The organism is Tabrizicola sp., from assembly GCF_030373185.1.
Classification (GTDB): Bacteria; Pseudomonadota; Alphaproteobacteria; order Rhodobacterales; family Rhodobacteraceae; genus Tabrizicola.
The window spans coordinates 250,730-274,529 of the sequence record NZ_JAUCZH010000002.1 but is presented as its reverse complement, the minus strand read 5'-3'; the positions used below and the strand labels follow the sequence as shown (position 1 = coordinate 274,529).

Annotated in this window: 19 protein-coding genes; 13 read left to right on the top strand and 6 right to left on the bottom strand. The window is 62.4% G+C overall.

Going from position 1 to position 23,800, the window contains the following annotated elements:
• The first annotated feature begins 110 nt into the window (after window positions 1-110).
• The 6 genes from cydD to QUV21_RS06150 all read left to right on the top strand — a co-directional run bounded on the left by cydD (window position 111) and on the right by QUV21_RS06150 (window position 7,181).
• Entirely contained in the window at window positions 111-1,763 is a 1,653-nt protein-coding gene (gene cydD / locus QUV21_RS06175; protein WP_300853754.1) for a thiol reductant ABC exporter subunit CydD, read from the top strand.
• Window positions 1,760-3,412, top strand: coding sequence for an ATP-binding cassette domain-containing protein (locus QUV21_RS06170; RefSeq protein WP_300853753.1), 1,653 nt, complete (start codon window positions 1,760-1,762; stop codon window positions 3,410-3,412). The genes cydD and QUV21_RS06170 overlap by 4 nt, the downstream gene beginning before the upstream one ends.
• A 123-nt stretch (window positions 3,413-3,535) precedes the next feature.
• Entirely contained in the window at window positions 3,536-5,146 is a 1,611-nt protein-coding gene (locus tag QUV21_RS06165) for a cytochrome ubiquinol oxidase subunit I (protein ID WP_300853752.1), read from the top strand.
• A gap of 5 nt (window positions 5,147-5,151) precedes the next feature.
• Window positions 5,152-6,315, top strand: a complete 1,164-nt coding sequence (cydB, locus tag QUV21_RS06160; protein WP_300853751.1) for a cytochrome d ubiquinol oxidase subunit II — start codon at window positions 5,152-5,154, stop codon at window positions 6,313-6,315.
• 18 nt (window positions 6,316-6,333) lie between these two features.
• Window positions 6,334-6,474, top strand: coding sequence for a cytochrome bd-I oxidase subunit CydX (cydX, locus tag QUV21_RS06155; RefSeq protein ID WP_300853750.1), 141 nt, complete (start codon window positions 6,334-6,336; stop codon window positions 6,472-6,474).
• Window positions 6,475-6,566: 92 nt separating this feature from the next.
• Window positions 6,567-7,181 carry a class I SAM-dependent methyltransferase gene (locus QUV21_RS06150; protein WP_300853749.1) on the top strand — a complete coding sequence of 205 codons (615 nt, stop codon included), beginning with the start codon at window positions 6,567-6,569 and terminating at the stop codon, window positions 7,179-7,181.
• Between the two features lie 29 nt (window positions 7,182-7,210).
• Here the strand turns inward: QUV21_RS06150 and QUV21_RS06145 are convergent, their stop codons facing one another.
• From QUV21_RS06145 to QUV21_RS06135, 3 genes are all read right to left on the bottom strand, one after another.
• Window positions 7,211-7,744: a CIA30 family protein gene (locus QUV21_RS06145; RefSeq protein WP_300853748.1), complete on the bottom strand. Its 534-nt coding sequence runs from the start codon at window positions 7,742-7,744 to the stop codon at window positions 7,211-7,213.
• Between the two features lie 153 nt (window positions 7,745-7,897).
• Complete coding sequence (gene groL, locus QUV21_RS06140) at window positions 7,898-9,517, bottom strand: chaperonin GroEL (RefSeq protein ID WP_300853747.1); 1,620 nt, start codon at window positions 9,515-9,517, stop codon at window positions 7,898-7,900.
• A gap of 77 nt (window positions 9,518-9,594) precedes the next feature.
• Entirely contained in the window at window positions 9,595-12,078 is a 2,484-nt protein-coding gene (locus tag QUV21_RS06135) for a Lon protease family protein (RefSeq protein ID WP_300853746.1), read from the bottom strand.
• A gap of 287 nt (window positions 12,079-12,365) precedes the next feature.
• On the opposite strand from QUV21_RS06135, the gene QUV21_RS06130 reads away from it, so the two are divergent.
• The 6 genes from QUV21_RS06130 to ugpC all read left to right on the top strand — a co-directional run bounded on the left by QUV21_RS06130 (window position 12,366) and on the right by ugpC (window position 19,003).
• Window positions 12,366-13,910: an AAA family ATPase gene (locus tag QUV21_RS06130; RefSeq protein ID WP_300853745.1), complete on the top strand. Its 1,545-nt coding sequence runs from the start codon at window positions 12,366-12,368 to the stop codon at window positions 13,908-13,910.
• Window positions 13,911-14,078: 168 nt separating this feature from the next.
• Window positions 14,079-14,504, top strand: a complete 426-nt coding sequence (locus QUV21_RS06125) for a DUF2267 domain-containing protein (RefSeq protein WP_300853744.1) — start codon at window positions 14,079-14,081, stop codon at window positions 14,502-14,504.
• 308 nt (window positions 14,505-14,812) lie between these two features.
• Complete coding sequence (locus QUV21_RS06120) at window positions 14,813-16,066, top strand: ABC transporter substrate-binding protein (RefSeq protein WP_300853743.1); 1,254 nt, start codon at window positions 14,813-14,815, stop codon at window positions 16,064-16,066.
• A 64-nt stretch (window positions 16,067-16,130) separates the two neighbouring features.
• A complete protein-coding gene (locus QUV21_RS06115; protein ID WP_300853742.1) occupies window positions 16,131-17,009 on the top strand; it encodes a sugar ABC transporter permease in 879 nt (292 codons plus the stop codon).
• Entirely contained in the window at window positions 17,006-17,893 is an 888-nt protein-coding gene (locus tag QUV21_RS06110; protein WP_300853741.1) for a carbohydrate ABC transporter permease, read from the top strand. The genes QUV21_RS06115 and QUV21_RS06110 overlap by 4 nt, the downstream gene beginning before the upstream one ends.
• Window positions 17,894-17,896: 3 nt before the next feature.
• Window positions 17,897-19,003: a sn-glycerol-3-phosphate ABC transporter ATP-binding protein UgpC gene (gene ugpC, locus QUV21_RS06105; protein WP_300853740.1), complete on the top strand. Its 1,107-nt coding sequence runs from the start codon at window positions 17,897-17,899 to the stop codon at window positions 19,001-19,003.
• A 63-nt stretch (window positions 19,004-19,066) separates the two neighbouring features.
• On the opposite strand, the gene QUV21_RS06100 is transcribed toward ugpC, so the two are convergent.
• A complete protein-coding gene (locus QUV21_RS06100; RefSeq protein ID WP_300853739.1) occupies window positions 19,067-19,432 on the bottom strand; it encodes a hypothetical protein in 366 nt (121 codons plus the stop codon).
• Between the two features lie 132 nt (window positions 19,433-19,564).
• On the opposite strand from QUV21_RS06100, the gene ppsA reads away from it, so the two are divergent.
• Window positions 19,565-21,955, top strand: a complete 2,391-nt coding sequence (gene ppsA / locus QUV21_RS06095) for a phosphoenolpyruvate synthase (protein WP_300853738.1) — start codon at window positions 19,565-19,567, stop codon at window positions 21,953-21,955.
• Between the two features lie 287 nt (window positions 21,956-22,242).
• Here the strand turns inward: ppsA and QUV21_RS06090 are convergent, their stop codons facing one another.
• Both QUV21_RS06090 and QUV21_RS06085 read right to left on the bottom strand, forming a co-directional pair.
• Complete coding sequence (locus QUV21_RS06090) at window positions 22,243-22,662, bottom strand: CBS domain-containing protein (protein ID WP_300853737.1); 420 nt, start codon at window positions 22,660-22,662, stop codon at window positions 22,243-22,245.
• Window positions 22,663-22,877: 215 nt separating this feature from the next.
• Window positions 22,878-23,774 (bottom strand): helix-hairpin-helix domain-containing protein, encoded by an 897-nt coding sequence (locus QUV21_RS06085; RefSeq protein ID WP_300853736.1) that lies wholly within the window; start codon window positions 23,772-23,774, stop codon window positions 22,878-22,880.
• Window positions 23,775-23,800 lie beyond the last annotated feature (26 nt).

Genomic DNA, 23,800 nt, shown 5'->3' with positions numbered 1-23,800 from the left:
CAGATTATCGTCTGGTAGGGCAACGAAACCACGGGGTCTTTGATTTGGATCAGGTCGGCCCCGCATGAACTGCCTTAAGTGGCATCTTGAATAACAGTTTGAGCAAGCCCTTGGACAAGTCTGCCACGCAACTGCCTGACGCAACTTCCCGGCAGACTGATCCCGGCCAGACGGGCCAGCGCCGGGCGGCAGCGATATCGGTACTGGCCGGGTTGGTCTGGCCGCTTCAGGCGGCGGTGGTGGCCTGGGCCATCGGTGGTTTGCTGGTTGAAAGATCACCAGCGCCACTGATCGCGGCGATTGGGTTTGGCGGACTTGGGTTGCTGCGTGCTGCATTGACCTATCTGGCCGAGGCTCAGGCACAAGCTGCGGCTGAAGCGATGATTGCGCAGGCGCGGGCCGAAATCGTCGCAGCCGAGGCGCGCCGGGCGGGCGACAGTGCTTTTGGCGGGGCAGGCAGTCTTGCGGCGCTTGCAGGGGAAAAGCTGGATCTCTTGGCCCCCTATGTCACCCGCTATGCGCCCGCCCGCGCGCGGGTCATGGTGCTGCCCTTGGTCATATTGGGGCTGGCGTTCTGGCAGTCATGGGCTGTTGGTGTGGTGCTTTTGATTTCGGGTCCATTGATTCCGGTGTTCATGGCGTTGATCGGGATGGCTGCCAAGGAAGCCAGCGCCCGTCAGATGACAGAGATCGGCACGCTGAACGATTTTCTGGTCGAACGGCTTTCGGCTCTTGTGGATATCCGGCTTCTGGGAGCAGGGCCGAGGGTGCTGGAGGGATTTGCACGGCAAGCGGGCGACCTTCGGCGTCGGACGATGGCCGTCTTGCGTGTGGCATTTCTGTCCTCGACCGTGCTGGAACTGTTCGCGGCGATCGGTGTGGCGATGGTGGCGGTCTATGTCGGGTTCTCTCTTCTGGGCGCTTTGGAATTTGGCACCTGGGGCGGGCAGCTGACGCCCGAGGCCGGGATATTCCTGTTGCTGCTGGCTCCGGAGTTCTACCAGCCCCTGCGCGATCTGTCGGCTGCCTGGCATGACAAGGCGGCGGCCACGGCCGTGATGGACGAAATCCTTGCCCATTCCTCCGAAGGAAGTGCGCAGTTGCCGGGTTCTGGCGGGCAGGCCCAACGCTTGCCCGGCCCTGCGAGCATCGGTTTGCATGGCTGTTTCACCCCTTCGGGCCGTGCCTTGCCCGACATGACCATAGCCGCCGGTGAGCGTGTGGCGCTGATCGGCGCAAGCGGCGCTGGCAAGACCAGTGCGCTGCGCCTGATGGCGGGCTTGGAGATGCCCGGGCAAGGCGCGGTTGTCGTCGCAGGGCAGGCCCTGACGGCCGCGAGCGCCGATGCATGGCGGGCGCGGTTGGGCTGGATGCCGCAATCGCCGCATTTCCTGACCGGCAGTCTGCGGCAAAATCTGACCCTTGGGCGCCGTGGAAACCTGGCCGAGGCTCTCGAGTCTGCGGCAGTTGGCGCGGTGGTTCAGGCCATGCCGAAGGGCCTTGCAACCCGGCTTGGCGAAACCGGCGGCGGGCTGTCCGGCGGCGAGGCGCGACGGATCACGCTGGCGCGGGCGGTCTTTGGCAATCCTGATGTGGTGCTGGCTGACGAGCCCACCGCTGACCTTGATGCCGATACGGCGGGCAAGGTGACTGAAGGTCTGTTGGCACAAGCCAGAAGGGGCGTCACCTTGGTTGTCGCCACCCACGACCTTGCCCTTGCGGCACGAATGGACCGGATCATCGATCTGGGAGCCGCCCCATGACCGCGCTTTGGTCGATCTTTCGGTTGATCCTGCGTGACCAGCGCGCGTCGATGCTGCGGGGCGCGGCACTTGGCCTTGTCGTGTTGGCAATGGGTGTGGCTCTCTTGGGCCTGTCGGGATGGTTCATCACGGCCGCATCTGCGGCGGGTCTTGCCGGAGCAGGGGCCGTGTTCGACGTGTTCCGTCCATCCGCGATGGTGAGGTTTCTGGCGCTTGGCCGGGCAGCGGCGCGCTATGGAGAGCGGATACTGACCCATGACGCCACCCTGCACGCGCTGGAAACCTTGCGGTTGCGCGTTCTGGCGGCGCATCTGGCGGCACCTTACGCCCGGATGATCCGGGTTCGTGGTGGACAGGCGCTGAACCGACTGACGGCAGATATCGACGCGCTGGACGGCGTGCCTCTGCGCCTGGTGCTGCCTGTGATGGCGGGTATGGCGGCGCAGGTGCTGGCCTTCGCAGCGCTGTGGTGGCTGGTGGCTCCAAGCGTCGCCCTGTGGGTGGTTGGGGGCTATCTTGCGGGTGCCGCACTGACAGCCGGATGGATGGCCCGGGTTTCATTGCCGTTGTCCCGCCGCGCCGAGGTTGCGGCTCAGGCATTTCGCACAAGGTTGATAGACCTGATCCGGGGGCGGCGCGATCTGGCTGTCTATGGCAGGTTGGTTGCGCAGAAGGCGGCGGTTGAGCGTGCAGAGGCCCGGCGGCAGGATTTGCGTCGCCATTTGGACCGCGCAGAACGCAAGGCAGCGGCAGCACTGGGGGGTGTTGCGTCCATGGTCGCGGCTGGTGCCTTGGGACTAGGGATGATGCTGGTGCAATCCGGTCGGATTGAGCCTGCCTTTGCAGCACTCGGGTTCTTTGCCGCTCTGGCGCTTGCGGAAACGCTCGTTCCCTTGCGGCGCGCCGTGTCGGACCTTGGGCGCATCGCAGGCGCGGCCCGCAGGGTGGGGCGTGACATCGCCAGCCCTGCGCTTGCCTATTCCCATGTCGATGGTCCTTCGGCCTGTGCCGCGGCACTTGATCTGAAGGCCACGGACCTGATCTTGCAGCGTCCCGGTGCCGCGATTCCTGTCGTGACGGGGCTTTCTTTCTCCTTGCACCCGGGCAAGACGCTGGCCATCACCGGGGCCAGCGGGACCGGAAAATCCACACTTCTGCTCGCTATCGCCGGGCTGCACCCGGTGGCTGAAGGCCGGATCACCTTGGGTGGGCGGTCAGTGGCCGATTGGCCCGAGGCTGATTTGAGAGCCTGTGTTTCCCTGCTTCCCCAGCGCAGCAGCCTGATGGCCGGAACCGTGGCCGAAGCGCTGAGCCTCGCCGGCCCAAAGGGCGACAAGCATATGTGGCAGGCGCTGGATTCCGTCCAGATGACGCAGGTGATCCGCGACCGGGGCGGTCTTGCATCCCGGATCGGCCCGCGCGGCGATGGGCTTTCAGGTGGCGAGGCGCGGCGCCTTGCGCTGGCCCGCACGCTGCTTCGCATGCCACGGATCCTGCTGCTGGATGAGCCAACCGAAGGGCTGGATGATGCAACCGCGATTGCAGTCCTGGCTGGGGTGCGGCGGCTTCTGCCGACTGCGGCCATCCTCATCGCTGCGCACCGCGAGGTCGAGACAGCCTTTGCGGATCGCGTCATCGCGCTGAATTAAGTGGTATAGAAAATACCATTTATTGATCTGGATCAAGGCTCACGGGCTCTGTTGGCAAGATACATGCGAAAGTAAGAATTTATATCGCGATGGACTCGCCCCGCGATAACTGGAGCCAGGGATATGGAATTCGGGATCGTCGAGCTGTCACGGCTGCAATTTGCCATGACGGCCATGTATCACTTCCTCTTCGTGCCGCTGACGCTGGGTCTGTCGATCCTCGTCGCGATCATGGAGACGGTCTATGTCATGACCAACCGCCCGATCTGGCGGCAAATGACGAAATTCTGGGGTACGCTGTTCGGGATCAACTTTGTCCTTGGTGTCGCCACGGGCATTACCATGGAGTTCCAGTTCGGCATGAACTGGAGCTACTACAGCCACTATGTCGGCGATATTTTCGGCGCGCCGTTGGCGATTGAAGGGCTGATGGCCTTCTTCCTTGAGGCCACCTTTGTCGGGCTGTTCTTCTTTGGCTGGGACAAGCTGAGCAAGGTGGCACACCTGACGGTGGCCTGGCTGGTTGCCATTGGCTCGAACTTCTCGGCCCTGTGGATCCTGATCGCGAATGGCTGGATGCAGAATCCGGTGGGGGCGGAATTCAACCCGCAGACCATGCGGATGGAGATGACCGATTTCTTTGCCGTCCTGTTCAACGAAGTGGCGCAGGCAAAGTTCGTCCATACTGTTTCGGCCGGCTATGTGACGGCTTCGGTTTTCGTGATCGGTGTTTCGGCGTGGTATCTGCTGAAAGGCCGTCACACAGAACTGGCCCGCAGGTCGATCACCGTTGCTGCGGCCTTCGGTCTGGCCTCGGCGTTCTCGGTGGTGTTGCTGGGGGATGAAAGCGGCTACTCGGCGACGCACAGCCAGAAGATGAAGCTCGCCGCGATCGAGGCGATGTGGGAAACCCATGAGGCTCCCGCCCCCTTCAATCTGATCGGCTTCCCGGACCAGGAGACGCGCGAGACGCATTACGCCATCGAAATCCCATGGGCGATGGGACTGATCGGCACCCGGTCGCTGACGACCGAGATTCCGGGGATCAACGATCTGGTGGCGCAAGCCGAAACCCGGATCCGCAGCGGCATCATCGCCTATGACGCGTTGATGCACATCCGGGAGATGCGCGATGCGGCGGACCCGGCGGTCATGGCGACGTTCGAGGAACACTCGGCCGACCTTGGCTTTGCATTCCTGCTGAAGAAATACGTCGAAGACCCACGCACGGCGACCGAAGACCAGATCGTTGCGGCATCGAATGACACCGTGCCAACTGTCTGGCCATTGTTCTGGGCTTTCCGGATCATGGTGGCGCTGGGCTTCGGGTTCATCGGCACAATGGCCTATTTCTTCTACCGCGCGTCGTTCAAGGGCATGAACTTCCCCCGCCCGGCCTTGTGGCTGGCCGTCGTGATGGTTCCCGCGCCTTGGATTGCCGCCGAAATGGGCTGGTTCGTGGCCGAGTTCGGCCGCCAGCCCTGGACCGTGGACGGCGTGCTGCCCACGGCCATGTCGGTCAGCGCCCTGTCGATCACCGAGGTGGCGCTGACGCTTGCGGGGTTCATCGCATTCTACACCGTGCTGTTCATCATCGAGATGGGGCTGATGCTGAAATACATTCGCAAAGGCCCGTTCCAGGATGTTGCCGAAACCGACGCCTGGGTGTTGCGTCACCATGACCGGTTGGCCGGGCGGCGCAATGCCGACGCCATCGCCATGCCAGCGGAGTAAGAACCATGATCCTGCATGAACTTGTCAGCTATGAATTCCTTCGCGTCGTCTGGTGGTTGCTTTTGGGTGTGCTTTTGATTGGCTTTGCCCTGACCGACGGCTTCGATATGGGGGTCGGCGCGCTGTTGCCCTTCGTCGGCAAGACCGACGTGGAGCGCCGGGTTGCGATCAACACCGTCGGCCCGGTCTGGGAAGGCAATCAGGTCTGGTTCATCCTGGGTGGCGGCGCGATCTTTGCCGCCTGGCCGCCGCTTTACGCGGTCAGTTTCTCGGGATTCTACCTTGCGATGTTCGTGATCCTTGCCGCTTTCATCGTTCGGCCCGTGGCGTTCAAATATCGCTCCAAACGTGATGACCCGCGGTGGCGTTCGGCATGGGACTGGGCGCTGTTTGCCAGCGGTGCCATCCCGGCGCTGCTGTTCGGCGTGGCGGTCGGCAATGTGCTTCAGGGCGTCCCGTTCCACTTCACTGATGACCTGCACACCATCTATGAGGGCGTGTGGTACATGAAATTCGCAGGACTCCTTGACCCGTTCTCGGTTCTGGCGGGGGTAGTCTCGCTGTCCATGCTGGTCATGCATGGCGGGGCATGGCTGACACTGAAAGCGGAAGGTGCGGTGCAGCATCGCGCCCGCGCCATCGGATCGGTGGCGGCGCTGGTGGCGGTTGCGGCCTATGCCGTGGCGGGTGTCTGGATGGCTTTCGGGATCGACGGCTACCGGATCGTTGGCGACTATGTCACCGGCGGCCCTTCAAATCCGCTGCACTTTGACGTGGAAAGGACCACAACCTGGCTGACAGCTTATGCGGAGCGTCCGTGGATCGTCGTTGCGCCGGTTATCGGCATCCTCGGAGGCGTACTGACGTTCCTTGGCCTGCGGGCCGGGCGCGAGGTGTCGACACTTCTTTTCTCCAAGATGGCGATCCTTGGCGTCATATCATCCGTCGGGCTGACGATGTTCCCGTTCATCATGCCGTCTTCGTCTGATCCGCAATCGTCACTGACTGTGTGGAACAGTTCGTCTTCACACCTGACGCTGTTCATCATGCTGGTGGTCACGGTAATCTTCATGCCGCTGATCCTGATGTACACCGCATGGGTCTACAAGGTGCTTTGGGGCAAGGTCACCGAGGCCGATGTTACCGAAAACTCCCACTCGGTCTATTGATCGGAAAGGACAGAAATCATGTGGTATTTCGCCTGGATCCTTGGGCTTCCGCTGGCCGCGATCTTTGCCGTGATGAACGCGATGTGGCTGGAATTGAAGGAAGACGAAAAGATACTGAATCGAGACGGTCCCACACCGTCCCGCCCGCTGCGGGGCTGATCCCCGCGGTCGCGTTTCGGCAAGGCGGCAGCGCCCCGTCGCCTTGCCGAAACATCCCGCTAATCCATGTTCAACCCAGAGTCCGATCCCAGATGACCCGTCCTGATCTCGCGCGGTGGAACGCCCGTTTCGACACCGATGACTACCTGTTTGGCGAAGCTCCGAACGCCTTTCTGCGGACCCAGGCCGCAGCCCTTGCCCCCGGGCGCGCACTTTGTGTGGCCGATGGTGAGGGCCGAAGCGGCGTCTGGTTGGCGGAGCAGGGCTGGGAGGTGGTCTCGCTGGACTTTTCCGATGTGGCGCAGCGCAAGGCGGCGGCATTGGCGGCCCGGCGTGGTGTATCCTTGGACCTCGTTCTGGCCGATGTACATGCGTGGGACTACCCACCGGCCGCCTTTGATCTGGTGGTTGATATCTTCAGCCAGTTCAGCACGCCCGCAGACCGGCTTTTGAAATGGGACGGCATGGTTCGGGCGCTGAAGCCCGGCGGATGGCTTGTGCTTCAGGGATATACGCCGGATCAACTGCGCCATCGGACCGGAGGCCCGTCTGATCCGACGCATCTTTACACGGAAGATCTGCTGCGTTCCGCATTCGCCATGCTTGATCAGCCTCGGATCATCGAGGAAGAACTGACGCTGCATGAAGGGGCGGGACATCGTGGGATGTCTGCCGTAATCGGCTTGGCCGCCCGCCGCGGCCTGTGACTATGGCCGCCTGGATCCGCCTGCACGGGTCAGTAGAAACCCACCTCTCGCACGCTGATCTCGGCGTCGTGGTCGCGGCCAAACGCGACGACGCCGACCGATAAAAGACTGTTCGCGCGTGGCACCTCGCGCAGCAACGCGCCCGATGCCACGAAGGCATCGAACGGCAGGCGAATCTCGTTCCAGTCGTGCGTCACGTCGAAGCCGGCCTGATAATATTGCCAGGGCAGCACAGTGCCTTTGGTCCGCAGGTGGACGAAGTAACGCTGATCATTGCCACGCACAATCAGCCGCAAACCGACGGTGCCTTCGGGTGGCGGAGCGGGAAGATCCATCTGCATCTGAATGAAACCGCCTTTGTTTTCGGTGCTGACCCGGCCGGTCATCAGCGCATGCGTCTGGCCTTTTTCGGTCACGAAGCGCACCCTTCCCGACGACACGCCACCCATCACGGTATCCGCGAAGAACCGCCATCGGGTTTCCGGTTGCTTCTTGAAATCCTCGATCATCATGTCGTCGGCCAATACCGCGGGAATGTCCCCCAGTGCCAGAATTGCCGTCACGGCCAGCCTTGTCAAAATACGCATTGATCCTTCTGACATCTGCAAAATCCGCTCGCCCCCGGATTACGCCCCCGGATTACGCCCCCGGATTACCACCAAGTCACGACGCCGGGTGCCAGCCACAGCTTGATCTGCGAGCCTGTCCCGCGCGCGTCAGAAATCTGCGGGATTGGCAAGCCCGGGTTTGTCTGGATCCGGGATATCAGTCATGGTCGCCTCTGTCAGCAACAGGACAGATGCCACCGAAACCGCATTTTCCAACGCCACGCGCACAACCTTGGTCGGGTCAACGATGCCGGCATCGACAAGATCGACATATTGCTTGGCCGAGGCGTCAAAGCCGAAGCTGCCTGTGCCTTCAAGCATCTTTGCCACCACCACACCGCCATCCAGCGCAGAGTTTTCGGCGATCTGGCGCGTCGGCACTTCCAAGGCGTGCTTCAGGATCAAGAGTCCGGTCCGTTCGTCGCCTTCGCAAAGGCTGGCCTCCTTTTCCACCGCCGGGATGCAGCGCAAAAGCGCAAGCCCACCACCCGGCACAATCCCTTCGGCAACAGCAGCCTTTGTGGCGCTGATGGCGTCATCAAGCGCATCCTTCCGAGCCTTCATCTCGGATTCAGACGGTGCGCCGACCCGGATCACGGCCACGCCACCTGCCAGCTTCGCCAGCCGTTCTTGCAGCTTTTCCCGGTCATAGTCCGAGGTTGTCTTGTCGATCTGCGTGCGGATCTGGGCGATACGCGCCTTGATCTTGTCGGGTTCACCGCCGCCGCCGATGATTGTCGTGGTATCCTTGTCGGCAACCACGCGGCGCGCGCGACCAAGATCGGTGATCTTCGCGTTTTCCAGCTTCAGCCCAAGATCGGCCGAGATCACCTGCCCGCCGGTCAGGACGGCGATATCCTGCAGCATGTCCTTGCGGCGGTCGCCAAAGCCGGGGGCCTTGACAGCACAGCAACGGAAAGTGCCGCGAATCTGGTTCACGATGAAGGTGGCCAGTGCCTCGCCCTCCATGTCTTCGGTGACGGCCAGCAAGGATTTCCCGGCGCGGATGACTTCTTCCAGAAGGGGCAGCAGATCTGTCAGCACATTGACCTTGCGGTCAAACAGAAGGACAAGGCAGTCTTCAAGCTCTGCCTCCATCTTGTCCTGATTGGTGATGAAATAGGGAGACTGGAATCCCCGGTCGAACTGCATGCCTTCGACCACGTCCAGCACGGTTTCAGTCGATTTTGATTCCTCGACGGTGATCACGCCATCGTTGCCGATCCTGTCCATCGCTTCGGCGACCAGATCACCGATCGTGGGGTCATTATGCGCAGAGATCGTCGCCACCTGCGCCTTTTCGCGCGGCGACTTTACCGGGCGCGACAGGTCTTTCAGCGCCGCAATGGCGACCAGCGCCCCGCGATCCAGACCCCGCTTGATGTCGATGGCACTGGCCCCGGCGACGACGTTGCGCACACCGTCCGCATAGATCGCCTGCGCCAGAACCGTGGCGGTGCTGGTGCCGTCCCCCACCACATCAGCCGTCCGTTCCGCCGCCTGCCGCAGCACCCTGACGCCGAGGTTTTCGGTGGCGTCCTTCAGGTCGAATTCCTTGGCGATGGTCACGCCATCATTGCACACCAGCGGCGGGCCGTACTTCCGGTCGATCAGCACCGATTTTGACCGTGGCCCAAGGGTGACGCGCACGGTGTCGGCCAGTTGGGTTGTGCCGCGCAGGATCGCTTCGCGCGCCGCAGAGCGGAACAGAACATCCTTGTGAGCCATCCAACACCTCCTTCATTTCCAGCCGACATTCTTGACACCATGCATTTGTCTGGAAGGGCGCCCGGCAGCGGTTTCGGTCATTCGTCCGGATCGATCAGCTGATCCATGCCCGGCGGTTTCATGAAATCCCTCAGGGCGTGGGCAAAGTCCCGAAGCCGCATTTCGACATTGGCATTGACCGAACCATCCTCGAACGCTCCGTTGCCGCGGCGGGTTCCGGCGGCCAGGCCGGTCAGCAGCTCCATCGCCTCGTCAACATGCGCTATCGCATAGATGCGGAACTGGCCCTTCGACACGGCGTCGATCACGTCTCGGCGCAACATCAGGTTCCTGACGTTCCTGCGGGGGATCAGCACGCCCTGCTGGCCCGAAAGCCCGGCGGCCTTGCAGGTGTCGAAAAAGCCCTCGATCTTTTCGTTGACCCCGCCAATCGGCTGAACCTCGCCCATCTGGTTGATCGACCCGGTTATGGCAAGCGACTGCGAGATCGGGATACCGGCCAGGGCCGACAACAGCGCGCAAAGTTCAGCTACCGAAGCGCTGTCGCCTTCGACCGCGCCATAGCTTTGTTCGAACACAAGGCTGGCCCAAAGCGAAAGTGGCACGTCGCTTGCGTAGCGGGTGGAAAGGTAGGACGACAGGATCAGCACGCCCTTGGAGTGGATCGGGCCGCCCAGTTTTACCTCGCGCGCGATGTCGATCACCTTGCCGTTGCCCATGCGCACCCTTGCCGTGATGCGCACAGGCAGGCCAAAGCTGAAAAGGCCGCTGTTGGTGACGGTCAACCCGTTGGCCTGCCCGACCTGACTGCCCGAGGTGGCGACGATCAGAGTGCCTTCATGAATGAGGTCTTGCAGCCGTTCGCGCACCCGGTCCGCGCGATGTTCAACCGCTGCGCGGGCGGCGGCGATCTGGCTGGCGTCGATGACCGACTTGCCGTCGGCCGAAGTCAGGAAGTCGGCTTCGCGCAACAGATCCCACAACGCCCCGATCCGCAACGACATCCGTCCCTGATCCTCGGCCGCGCGGGAGGCAATGTCGATCAGCGCGGCCACCCCATCGCGGCCGACCGGGCGAAGCCCATCGCGTTTGCAAGCCCCGGAAACCATGCGGGCGAACAGGCCGATGCTTTCCGCGGTTCGGGGCATGTCATGGCTGAAATCGGCTGCAAGTTTGAACAGGCGGCTGAAATCGGGGTCATGCAGGGTCAGCAACAGATGCAGAAACGCGTTGCCGACCAGCACCACCCGCAGTTGCAGCGGGATCGGTTCTGGGTCCAGCGTGCTGGTCGAGATCAGGCTCAACATCTCGGCCGCGGAACTGATCCTGATCGCTCGGGTTTCCAGCGAACGCTTGAGCGCCTCCCAGGCCAGGGGTTCGGTCAGCACCCGCGTCGCATCAAGGACCAGATAACCGCCGTTCGCCCGGTGCAGCGCACCCGACCGGATCAGGGTGAAATCCGTGACCAGCGCACCCATGGTTGAAATGTGGTCAACCTTGCCGATCAGGTTTGACAGCGATGGCAGCGGTTCCGTGATGATCGGCGCCCCGGCGGATGTGGCGGGATCGTTCGACACCATCACGTTGACGGCGTAGCGGTGAAACGCCGGTTCGTCATGAATGCGGGCGCGGGCCACCGGGAACGGCCCCTCTTGCCCTCCGTTGCCCTCCCGCAGGAACATCTCGGCGTTCTCGATCAGGTCGGTTCGCAAGGCTGACAGGTGCGGCGTGATCGCCTCGATGGCACCGAAAGCCCCCGACACACTTTCCAATGCCTCATCCACCGCCTGCTCGGCCATTTCGGCGTTCAGCATGGCCACCGCGGCCCGGTGTTCCTTTTCCAGTCGCGGGATCGACTTGAGGTACTTTTCGAGATCCTTCTCGGTCAGCGTGACAGCATTCTCAATCGCCTTGCGGTCTGCGTTCGACAGGTTGGCAAAGTCATCGGGCTTGATCACTTCGCCGTTGCGCACGCCTGCGATTGCAAAGCCCATCGGCGTGCGCATGATTGTCACGCTCCGCTCTTGCGACTTCTTCACCACCTTTTCAAAGGCATCCTGCTTGCGCGTTGCCAGCCGCTGTTCAAAGGCGCTTCGGCGGTTCTGGTATTGCTCGGATTCGAAAAGGGCGGGGATGTCAGTGGCAAGGTCGTCGACAAGCGCTTCCATCGCCTTTTGCAAGGGCCGCGCTGTCCCCGGTGGCAGGGCAATGGCCCGGGGCCGGTCAGGGTTGGCGAAATCGTTCACATAGACCCAGTCTGACGGAACCGGACGATTGGCCGCCTCGACCTCCAGCAGGGTCTGCACGGCAGAATGTCTGCCTGTGCCGCCCGGCCCAAGAACGAACAGGTTGAAGTCCGAATGCCCGATGCTGGCGGCCAGCCTGATCGCGCCCAAGGCGCGTTCCTGACCAATCAGTCCGGGCAGCGGTTCAAGGCCTGACGTGTCGTCAAAGTCCAGTAGCGAGGGATCGCAGCACTGCTGCAAATCCGTTGCCGCCAGTTGCGAAGGCGAGGCCGCAGTTTCCTTGTCAGCCGCGCGGCTGGATGATTTGCGAGCCATCCCGGATGCCCTTTGTTTTTCCTTGCCCAGATCCGAAGAAGGCAGCCTCTCAAGGCAAGGGACCGCTTTTTATCAGTCTAGGAAAGCGGGAACGGGACGGCATTGACCTTGATCAACGAAGCCTGGCGCAGCAATCGGTGATGCGGCTGCAAGGGACAGGGCCGATCTGCTTTCCCAAGGCCTGATCGCCAGCACGGGAAGCGCGCAGGTTGACGTCAGTCAAGGCGGTGACGGCCGAAAGGGCAGATGGTCGTCCTGCGCTGTGTCAGGAAGGCAAGGTCTCAGGGATGTCGAGAACCGCTGCAAATTCCCAGGATGAAGTGATCGCCTTCTTGCGGTCAGGCGAGGCGTTTTCCGGCCCCGGTCCCGTTGACCACGTCCAGACCCACTGCGCGCATGTGTTTCTGGCTGGTGATGCCGCGCTCAAGATCAAGCGGGCCGTACGCTATGACTATCTGGATCAATCGACGCCCGACTTGCGCCGCGCACTTCTGGATCGTGAGCTGATCTTGAACAAGCCAACCGCCCCGATGATCTATCGTGACGTTGTGCCTTTGACGCGGGCCGTCGGGGGTGGTCTTGAACTGGATGGCCCCGGGCTGCCGGTGGAATGGGTCTTGCGGATGCATCGATTTGCGGCCGATTGCGAAATGACAGCGGTCGCGGCCAGCGGCAGGTTGACCGACGCTGTGGCCGAGGCGTTGGGGCAAGCCGTCCAGCAGTTCCACGCCGGCTGTCCGGTGCGGGAAGACCGCGGCGATGATCTTGTCTGCGACATCCTTGACGAGTTGGAGCGGGTGCTGACCCCGCTTTCCGGCCTTGTCGATAACGGGCTGATCGACGTGCTTCTTGCCAAGGCGCGGCAACAGACTTCCGCCCTCGCCCCGATCCTGCGGGAACGTTCTGCACATGGGCATGTCAAACGGGTGCATGGCGATCTGCATCTTCGCAACCTCTTGCTGATCGACGGTCAGCCAGTGCTGTTCGATGCGCTGGAGTTTGACGAACGTCTGGCCACTTGTGACGTGCTTTACGATCTGGGCTTTCTGCTGATGGACCTTTGCCATCGTGGGCTTGCGCGGCAGGCCAATACCGCGATGACCTCCTATCTTCTTGCGGCGATCGGGGCCGAGGATACCGGACTGACGGCGCTGCCGCTGTTCATGGCCATCCGCGCCGCCATTCGGGCGATGGTGATGTTGCAGACGGATCAGGTTACGGGACGGGCCGGAGCGTCCTCAGGCGAGGCAACGCAGTACATGAGGCAGGCCGTCGGGTATCTCGATACGACAGAACCGGTGCTGATTGCGGTGGGTGGAATTTCCGGCACCGGAAAGACGGTTCTGGCCCGCGATCTGGCGGCAGAGATCGGCCCCTGTCCCGGTGCGGTGCATCTGCGCACGGACACCGAACGCAAGGCAGAGGCAAGCCAGCTGGACTATACGCCGACCGGGCGCGGCGCGGTCTATGACAGGATGTTTGCCCGTGCCACCAACCTGCTGGCGGCGGGCAGAAGCGTCATTCTCGATGCCACGTTTCTGGATGAGTCACAAAGGGTCGCTGCCGAAGCGCTTGCCTTGCGTTCCGGCCTGCGCTTTTGCGGCCTTTGGCTTACTGCGCCACCAACCATCCTGCTGGACCGTGTCGCGTCACGGCAGAGCGATGCTTCCGATGCCGATGCCACCGTGGTGAAATCTCAGCTCGCCCTGGCAGGCAAGGTCGAACCGCATCGCAACTGGGTGACCATCGATGCTGGCGGCACCCGACAGGAAAGCAGGTCCAAGGCGGGTGCGGCCCTTGAAAGCGCCCTTGGTCTGCCGGAAACGGGGTGACGCCAACCTGTCCCACCCCCGCAAGTCGGCCCGTTGACCTTCGTCAATGAGGTCCGGACGGCCAGGATCAACACTATCGCCGGAGCCGGGCGCTGATCCGTCGGACAGGTGCCGGGCCGCCAGCCATTTGCCGCCCGTTACCGGGTCGGTCGGAAAAGGGGATGCGACATGAAGACGACCGGGATCACCGCAATCGATCACGCGCCGCAAGTGGTGGCCGAATGGCTGAACCTGTTGCAGGACGATCTGGGTTGGCCGGACCGTGGCAGGGCCTACCTCTTGCTGCGCGAGACGCTGCATGCGGTCCGCGATTTCCTGACCGTAGACGAAGCGGCGGACCTTTCCGCACAGTTGCCGCTGTTGATTCGCGGATTGTTCTTTGAGGGCTGGATTCCGGCAAGGACGCCCGCCAAGCTGCGGTCGGTCGACGATTTCCTTGATCGCGTGACGCAGGCGTTCTCAAATGATCCGCTGGCAGAGCCTGACGTGGCTGTCGCTGCGGTCTTTTCGGTGCTGCGTCGGCAGATCAGCCCGGGGGAGTATCGTCAGGTTGCATGGGCGATGCGCAAACCTTTGCGCGACCTGTGGATGTGATGACCGCCCCGACCGACCGTTCGCACCACGGCCAGCGCCAGGAAGGCGCGCCTGAACCGGACAAGCTCCGGGGTGTTCATCACGGGCTGGCTCCATTTTCGGTGTGGTCGGGAATGCCAACTGGCTGAAGCGCAGGATCGATCGTTGACGGTCATCAATGCAACGACACCGCGGTGGATGTGAAACTGAGAGATGAAGGCAGCACGGTCGCGGTCGAACCGATCAAGGGCCTGCTGCTGGTTTCGGCCCGGCGATTGCTACGGGACATGCGCATTGGCGCAGAAGTTCACTGCTGAAGGGAGAGAACGATGACCAAGTTTCGAAGACTGACGGCCGTTGCTGCCTTGCTGGGCAGCGTCTGCGCCAGCAACGCCTATGCAGAAGGTACTGTCGAAGTGCTGCATTGGTGGACTTCTGGCGGCGAAGCCAAGGCTGTGGGAGAGCTGAAAAGCGCGTTCGAGTCACAGGGCGGCATGTGGATCGATTCCCCGATTGCCGGCGGCGGGGGCGACGCGGCAATGACCGCGCTCAGGGCTCGTGTTGTCGCGGGCAACCCTCCGACTGCGGTGCAGCTGAAAGGCCCCGGCATCCAGGAATGGGCCACCGAGGGTGCGCTGAACGACGTGCAGGCTGTGGCTGCGGCCGAGAACTGGGACAGCGTCCTGCCTCCGGTTCTGGCCGAGATCATGAAATACGACGGCAATTACGTCGCAGCGCCCGTGAACATCCACCGCGTGGACTGGATCTGGGCCAGCCCCGTGGCGCTGGAAAAGGCTGGCATTTCCGAGATGCCGACCACTTGGGCCGAATTCAACGCTGCTGCCGAAAAGCTGGAGGCGGCGGGGCTGGTGGCCTTGGCTCATGGCGGCCAGCCTTGGCAGGATGCCACCGTCTTCGAGGATGTGGTGCTGGGTGTCGGCGGGCCTGATTTCTACCGCAAGGCGCTGGTGGAACTTGATGCTGATGCGCTGACCTCGGACACGATGGTTGCCGCCTTCGACCAGCTTCGCATCTTGCGCGGCTTTGTCGATGACGGCTTTTCCGGGCGCGACTGGAACCTTGCTACGTCCATGGTGATCCGTGGCGAAGCGGGATTTCAGATCATGGGTGACTGGGCGAAGGGAGAATTTCTGGCCGCAGGCTTGGTGCCGGGCAAGGATTTCTACTGCATTCCGACACCGGGTGACGGCTTCGTGATGAACTCGGACAGCTTCACCTTCTTCAAGGTCGCGGGCGACGAGAACCTGAAGGGTCAGCAGGTGCTGGCCAGTCTGATCATGTCGCCCGGTTTCCAGAAGACCTTCAACCTTGCCAAGGGGTCGATCCCGGCGCGGACGGATGTGCCGCTTGACGACTTCGACGATTGCGCCAAGCGGTCGCACGAAGACCTTCTGAAGGCGACCGAGGCCGGTGCGCTGGTGCCATCGATGGCGCATGAGATGGCGATCCCGCGTTCTGTCCGGGGCGAGATCCTGGACGTCGTGACCACGTTCTTCAACTCTGACATGTCCTCGAAGGATGCGACAGCCGCGCTTGCCGCGGCGATCCAGCGGGCAATGTGACAAGGCAAGGCCCGGGGCCGGATTTCGCGGCCCCGGGCGCGTCAGCATGGCAAGGGTGGGCCGGATGAGCAGCAGGTTCGGACGCGCGTTGGAAAGGCGGCTACCGCTGATCGTGGTCTCGCCGCTCTTTGCGGCAAGTCTTGTCTTTGTCTATGGCTTCATCCTCTGGACGGTGTGGATCTCATTCACCCGCTCGCGCGTGCTGCCGAATTACGAGTTCGCCGGATTGCTGCAATACGAACGGCTCTGGAGTACCCCGCGCTGGCATGTTGCGCTGTCGAATCTGGTGATCTTCTGGGTGCTTTTCGTCGTCCTTTGTCTGGCAATCGGGATGCTGCTTGCCATCCTTCTGGACCAGCGTATCCGCATCGAAGGCGTTATCCGCACGATCTACCTTTACCCGATGGCGCTGTCCTTCGTGGTGACAGGCACCGTCTGGAAATGGATCATGAACCCCGGCCTTGGTGTCGAGCGGTTGATGCAGCAGGCTGGTTTCGACAGTTTCCGTTTCGACTGGCTCGTGAACCCCGATTACGCGATCTATGCCGTGGTCATTGCCGGCGTCTGGCAATCCTCTGGCTATGCGATGGCGTTGTTTCTTGCCGGTCTGCGTTCCGTCGATGATGAACTGCTGAAGGCCGCCGCGATCGATGGTGCCGGGCCGTTGCGCATTTATGCGCGGATCGTGCTGCCGATGATGCGGCCCGTCCTGATGTCGGTGGTGATCATCCTGAGCCACCTCGCGATCAAGAGCTTCGATCTTGTGGTGGCCCTGACCGGGGGCGGGCCGGGCTACGCCACGGACATGCCGGCGACCTTCATGTATGCCTTCGCCTTTCAGCGCAGCGAGCTTGGCCTGGCCGCTGCAAGTGCCGTGATGATGCTGATGACTGTCATCGCCATCATCGTCCCCTACCTTTATTCAGAGCTTCGGCGCAGATGAAACAGGCATCGGGCATCGTCAGGCCAAAGGGCTGGAGGCAGAACGTGCAGCGGGTGCTGCTGTTCGTCGTGCTGGGCCTGTTCTGCATCTACTACCTCGTGCCGCTGTTCGTGATGGTCTCGACCTCGCTGAAATCGCTGGCCGAGATCCGCGAAGGCACGCTTCTGGCCCCGCCCCGTGCGATCAGCACCGATGCATGGGCCAAGGCATGGAACTCGGCTTGCGTCGGGGTGCGCTGCAATGGGCTTGCGCCCTACTTTGCCAACTCGGTCTTCATGGTGGTTCCCGCGGTCCTGATTTCGACCTTCCTTGGCGCGCTGAACGGCTATGCCCTGACCAAGTGGCGCTTTCGCGGCGCTGACACGATCTTTGCGCTGATGCTGTTTGGCGCTTTCATCCCGTTTCAGGTGATCCTGTTGCCCATGGCCCGGACGCTTGGTGAATTGGGGCTGGCCGGAACGATCCCTGGCCTTGTCTTCGTTCACACCGTCTACGGGCTGGCCTTCACCACGCTGTTCTTCCGCAATTTCTTCATCGGCGTGTCGAGTGGCATCGTGCAGGCCGCGCAGATCGACGGGGCGGGGTTCTTCGGCATCTTCTTCCGCATCGTCCTGCCGATGTCGATCCCGGCAATCGTCGTCACGGTGATCTGGCAATTCACCCAGATCTGGAACGACTTCCTCTTTGGCATTGCCTTCACGGTCGGCGAAAGCAACCCGGTGACGGTGGCGCTGAACAACGTGGTCAACACCTCGACCGGGGTAAAGGAATACAACGTCGACATGGCCGCCGCGATCATCGCGGCCTTGCCCACGCTTGCCGTCTATGTGGTGGCGGGCGCCTGGTTTGTGCGCGGCCTCGCCGCTGGTGCGGTGAAGGGATAGCGCATGACGGGGATCACGCTGAAAGAGGTGCGCAAGAGCTTTGGCGCGACCGAGGTCATCAAGGGCATCGATCTGGAGATCGAGCAGGGCGAATTTGTCGTCCTTGTCGGCCCCTCGGGCTGCGGCAAGTCTACCCTTCTGAACCTGATCGCGGGGCTTGAGACGCTCAGTTCCGGCGACATCCTGATTGGCGGGCGCCGCGTCAACGACGTGCCGCCGCGTGACCGCGATATCGCGATGGTCTTCCAGTCCTACGCGCTTTACCCCACCAAGACCGTGCGAGACAATATCACCTTCGGGATGGAAACCCGCCGGGTGCCGAAAGCGGCCCAAGCGGCGGCGCTGGAGGAATTCGCGGGTCTTCTCCAGATTGGCCACCTTCTTGACCGCAAGCCCGGGCAGCTTTCGGGCGGGCAGCGCCAGCGGGTGGCGATGGGCCGTGCGCTGGTCAGAAAACCCGAGGTGTTCCTGTTCGACGAACCCTTGTCGAACCTTGACGCCAAGCTGCGCATCGAAATGCGGACCGAGATCAAGAAACTGCACCAGCGCCTTGGAAAGACGGTGGTCTACGTCACCCACGATCAGATCGAGGCGATGACGCTGGCCACCCGCATCGCGGTAATGGACGAAGGCCATATTCGCCAGCTTGCAGATCCGGCGACCGTCTACGAAGACCCGGTTGACCTTTTCGTCGCGGGTTTCATGGGCTCGCCGCCAATGAACATGCTTTCCGGTCGGCTGGTCCGCGACGGCGGAATGGCGGTTCTTTGCGGCGATGGCCCGACGCAGCTTCGCTTCCCGCTGCCTGACCGGATCGCAAACCGCGTGGCAGGGGCCGAGGGGCGCGATATCGTGCTTGGCCTGCGCCCCGAGACGATCTTTGCCGCCGGCACCCAGCTTCCCGGCCCTGACCGGTTTGTATTCGAGCGTCCCGTGGTGGTGGACGAACCGACCGGGCCTGACACGATGATCGTCTTTGAAATCGCCGGGCAGGATCTGATCGCCCGCGTCCGGCCTCAGGACGCGCGTCCTGGTGGCACAGTCTTCCGCTTCGAGGTCGAGATGGACCGGGCCAAGTTGTTTGATGCCAAGACCGGCCTGCGCCTGTGAACTGGTTTCGCTTCAGAACGGCGGGCGCAGGGCGCAAGGAGACAGGTCAGGGCCTCGTCAAGGTCAATGCGCCGACTTTGCCAGCGCCACGCGCAACAAGGCCGCAATCAGTGCCAGACCGACAACGGCACCAGATCCAAGGCCGATCATTTCATCTTCATCGCTGCCCCGGGTTTCGCGCAAGGAACAGCGCCAGTGGCCGTCTGGTTCCATCGCTTTGCCGATCAGCTGGATCGTCCAGGTGGGAAGCAGCGTATCGACCAGATGCAGAACCTGTTCGACCAGATCCTCTGACGTTGTTTCCAAGGGCAACGGAACGCCCGGAAAAGCCAGACGCAACAATTCGGTGCTGCGGGTCAGCAATGCACGGTCAAGCCGCGCCGCAGATTCCACCTCGTCAATCAGTCGCCCAATTTCGGATTTGATCATGTCACGTCCCCCTTCTTTGCCAAAGTAACGTACCACGATTGCCCGCTGTCCGGTTTGATTGGCGTCAAGGCGGAAGAGACCGGAAGCCGGGTAGGATGCAAACTTTATAGCCCTTGGGATGCGGAGACCGAGATGTCGAAAAAGTCGGTGAATGTCATGTGGTTCGAAAACCTTGCCCGGGCAGATGTTGCACTGGTCGGGGGCAAGAACAGTTCCCTTGGCGAAATGGTCCAGCAACTGGGCAAGAAGGGTATCAAGGTGCCGTCGGGCTTTGCGACCACAGCAGATGCCTATCGCGCCTTCCTGACCGCCAACGCTCTCGACACCCGGATCGACGATGTGATCGGCAAGTGGCAGGACCACAAGATCACCCTGCACGAGGCTGGTTCGACAGTGCGTGCGATGATCCTTGCCGGAGACTGGCCCAAGGATATCGAGACCGACATCCTGCAAGGCTACCGCGAACTGTCGCACCGGGCCGGGGTTACGGATCTGCCGGTTGCCGTTCGGTCAAGCGCCACCGCTGAAGACCTGCCCGATGCAAGTTTTGCCGGCCAGCAGGAGACTTATCTGAATGTGCGCGGCGAAAAGGCCCTGCTGGCTGCCTGTCGGCGGTGTTTTGCCTCGCTGTTCACCGACCGGGCCATAACCTATCGGCAGATGAAGGGTTTCGGACATACGAAGGTGGCGCTGTCGATCGGGGTGCAGCGGATGGTTCGGTCCGATACCGGTGGGTCGGGCGTGATGTTCTCGATCGATACCGAAAGCGGATTTGACAGGATTGCCCTGATCAACGCGGCCTGGGGGCTGGGCGAGAATGTGGTTCAGGGGGCGGTCAACCCCGATGAATATCAGGTCTACAAACCCTTCCTCGGCAATCCGGACCTGACCCCCATCGTCGAAAAGAAGCTGGGTGCCAAGGAAATCAAGATGATCTACGCCGGTCAGCAGGGCGGCGAGACCCGCAACGTGCCGACATCAAGGGTCGAGCGCGCGGCCTGGGTGCTGAGCGATGTCGAGATCCTTGACCTCGCCCGGATGGCAGTGACCATCGAGGATCACTACGGTCAGCCGATGGACATGGAATGGGCTCGTGATGGCGAAACGGGCGAGTTGTTCATCGTGCAGGCCCGCCCCGAAACCGTGCAGTCCCGCGCGGATGCCGGAGCGATCAAGTCCTATACCGTGAAGAAGGCCGGCAAGACCCTGATAACGGGTCTGAGCGTCGGGAGTGCTGTTGCTGCGGGCCGGGTCAGCATCATCCAGAGCGCCAGGGACATTGACCGGTTTGTCGACGGGTCCATCCTCGTCACCTCGACAACCGACCCGGACTGGGTGCCGATCATGAAGCGCGCCTCGGCCATCGTGACAGATCACGGCGGGCGCACCAGCCACGCCGCCATCGTCAGCCGTGAACTGGGGTTGCCTGCAATTGTCGGCACTGGCAACGCCACCCACATCCTGCACGATGAACAAGAGGTGACCGTATCCTGCGCGGGTGGGGGCGAGGGTGTGATCCATGAAGGCATCGCCGAATTTGAGGCCGAAGACCTGCGGATCGACGACCTGCCGGAGACCCGCACGCATATCATGCTGAACATGGCCAACCCCTCGGCCGCGTTCCGCTGGTGGCGGCTTCCGTTCGACGGTGTCGGGCTGGCGAGGATGGAGTTCGTGGTCAACAACGCGATCAAGGTTCATCCAATGGCCCTGGTGCATTTCGACCGGTTGAAGGACGATGCCGCCAAGGCCGAAATCGCAGAGATGACCAAGGGCTATGCCGACAAGACCGAGTTCTTTGTCGACGGTCTGGCCCGGGGCCTGTCGCAGATCGCGGCGGTCGCCTACCCACGGCCCGTGATTGTCCGGATGAGCGATTTCAAGACCAACGAATACGCCGAGCTTCTGGGCGGGCGCGAGTTCGAGCCCCGGGAAGAAAACCCGATGATCGGTTTTCGCGGCGCGTCGCGCTATTATTCCCCCAGGTATGAGGAAGGCTTCGCGCTGGAATGCAAGGCGATCCGGCGGCTGCGCGAGGAGATGGGCTTTGACAACGTCGTCGTGATGATCCCGTTCTGTCGCAGCCCGGTCGAGGCGGACCGTGTGCTGGAGGTGATGAGAAGGCACGGTCTTGAACGCGGCAAGGATGGGCTGGAGGTCTATGTGATGGGCGAGATTCCGGCCAATGTCATTCTGGCCGAGGAGTTCGCCAAACGGTTCGACGGGTTCTCGATCGGTTCAAACGACCTTACGCAACTGACCTTGGGCGTGGACCGGGATTCCGAGGAACTGGCAGAGTTGTTCGACGAATCCGATCCGGCGGTTCTCTGGATGATCGAAAGCCTGATCGCCCGCGCCCACAAGGCCGGGGCCAAGGTCGGGCTTTGCGGTCAGGCCCCAAGCAACGACCCGGCCTTCGCAAGGCTGCTGGTCAGGGCGGGGATCGATTCCGTCTCGGTGACCCCGGACAGCTTCATCGCCGTGAAACGCCATGTCGCTGGCGCAGAGCAATCAGAGAGCTGAGCATCTGTTCCACCAGCCGCTGCAAGGCCCGGTCCACCAAGGCTGCGCGCTTGGCTTGGGCCTTGAGTTGCAGTTTCTGCAGGGTGGAGGGCAAGGCTCACAGCAATACCGAACGCCGTGTGGCGTGGTTTCTGGGGCGCGTCCAGAGTGACCCGGAGCCCGACTGCTTCGGGACAGAACCTTTCGACCGCTTCGATACGCTTGCGGACAAGGTTCTCAACCGCCTCTGAACGCGTCAGGTTGCGCCATGTGATGATGGGGTCGCGCTGCATGATCGGCTCCGGGGTTCAGGCGTGATGATCGGCGACGGCGTTGACGACTTCGCCCACAAGCTGCCGCGGCATGGCATCGGCGATGTCGCCAAGGCTCAGCATGCCGACCAGCCGCTTCTTGTCGTCGATAACCGGCAGACGGCGGATCTTCTTTTGCTCCATCATGTGCAGGGCATCTTCGACGGTCTGGCCGGTCAGGCACCAGACGACCCCCGGGGTCATCACCTGTTCCGCCGTCGTCTTGCCGGGATCGCGCCCTTCACCAAGCACCCGCAGCGCCAGATCACGATCCGTTACCATCCCGATCAGGCGGTCGTCGCGGCCCACGGGCAACGCACCGATGTCGCCATCCTTCATCCGGCGCGCCACCTCGGCGACCGGAGTGCTTGCTTCAACCCATTCGGCGGGCGCATGCATGATCTTGGCGATTTCCATCTGATGTCCTTTCCTTGCCGGGTATTTCACCTGCTTGTCCACGGACCTGACGTCAGGCTTGGGCCGTCATCGGCTGGACGCTGAGCGGGTCAGATCCTTCGGGCATGTTCATGGCAATGACCTTGCTTCAGCCGGACGCCTTTCTCATTGATCAACGTCAAGACCGCCGCGCCAGAGCGAATGCTCCACCGGCACCACGCCAACGGACAGGGCCGTCAGCCAGCACCCTGAGCGGGCAAGGCGGGCTTGGCCAGCAGGGCTTCACATTCCGCCTCTCGGCCGCGCACGACACGCTTTCCCGCCAGTGGACCGCGCGTTTCCGTCACGATCGTGCAGCGCCCTTCGGGCTGGCCATCCTTGCGAAAGTATACCACCAGCCAATCATGGGTCTTGCCCAGTTCATGCGCGCGCGCGGTGTTCGACCACATCAACGTCAAGTGCCAGTCGTCGCGCCGGGCATGCATCACTGGCAACCACGCGGCTCCCTCGGGATTGAACCGCTTCGGCGCGATCAGGCGCAACTGACCGGCAGCGGCGCGGTCGCGGTAAAGCCTGTCGGCGTCCAGCAGCAGGTTGACCGGAGGTGGCGTGACCGACCCCGCGCCGTGCCGCGCCGTTCTGATCCGACCAAGCCGTTCGTTGACCTGCGACAGGATCAATTGCCTGCGGCGGCGGCCAAAGCCGGGGATGGGCCGCCCCCCGGGTTGCAGGGCGATTTCAAGGTCTTCCAGCGTCTCCAGATCCTCGTCATCGGCCAGACGTCTTGCAAGAGCCGGCCCGATGCCGGGAATGGTCATGAACAACCGCGCAGGCGCCGCATCGCCCCGAAGCCGGTCAAGCTGCGACCAGCGACCTGTGGTCAGCATCTCGGCAATCGCGGCCGCAATCGCCCGTCCGATCGTGGGCTGGTCGATCAGACCCGCAACGCCTTCGCGCGCGAAGATGTCACGCAGGGCGACAGGCAATGACCCCGCATGATCGGCCGCGTCCTGAAAGGCGCGGACCCGGAATGCGTCGTCGCCCTGCTGTTCGAGCAGCGCGGCATAGTCTTGCAGACGCAGCGCAATGTCCGCGTTCTCGGTGATCGGCCCGGTGGTGTTCGTGACTTGCATCCTGTATCCGATGGCCGGATGTCCGG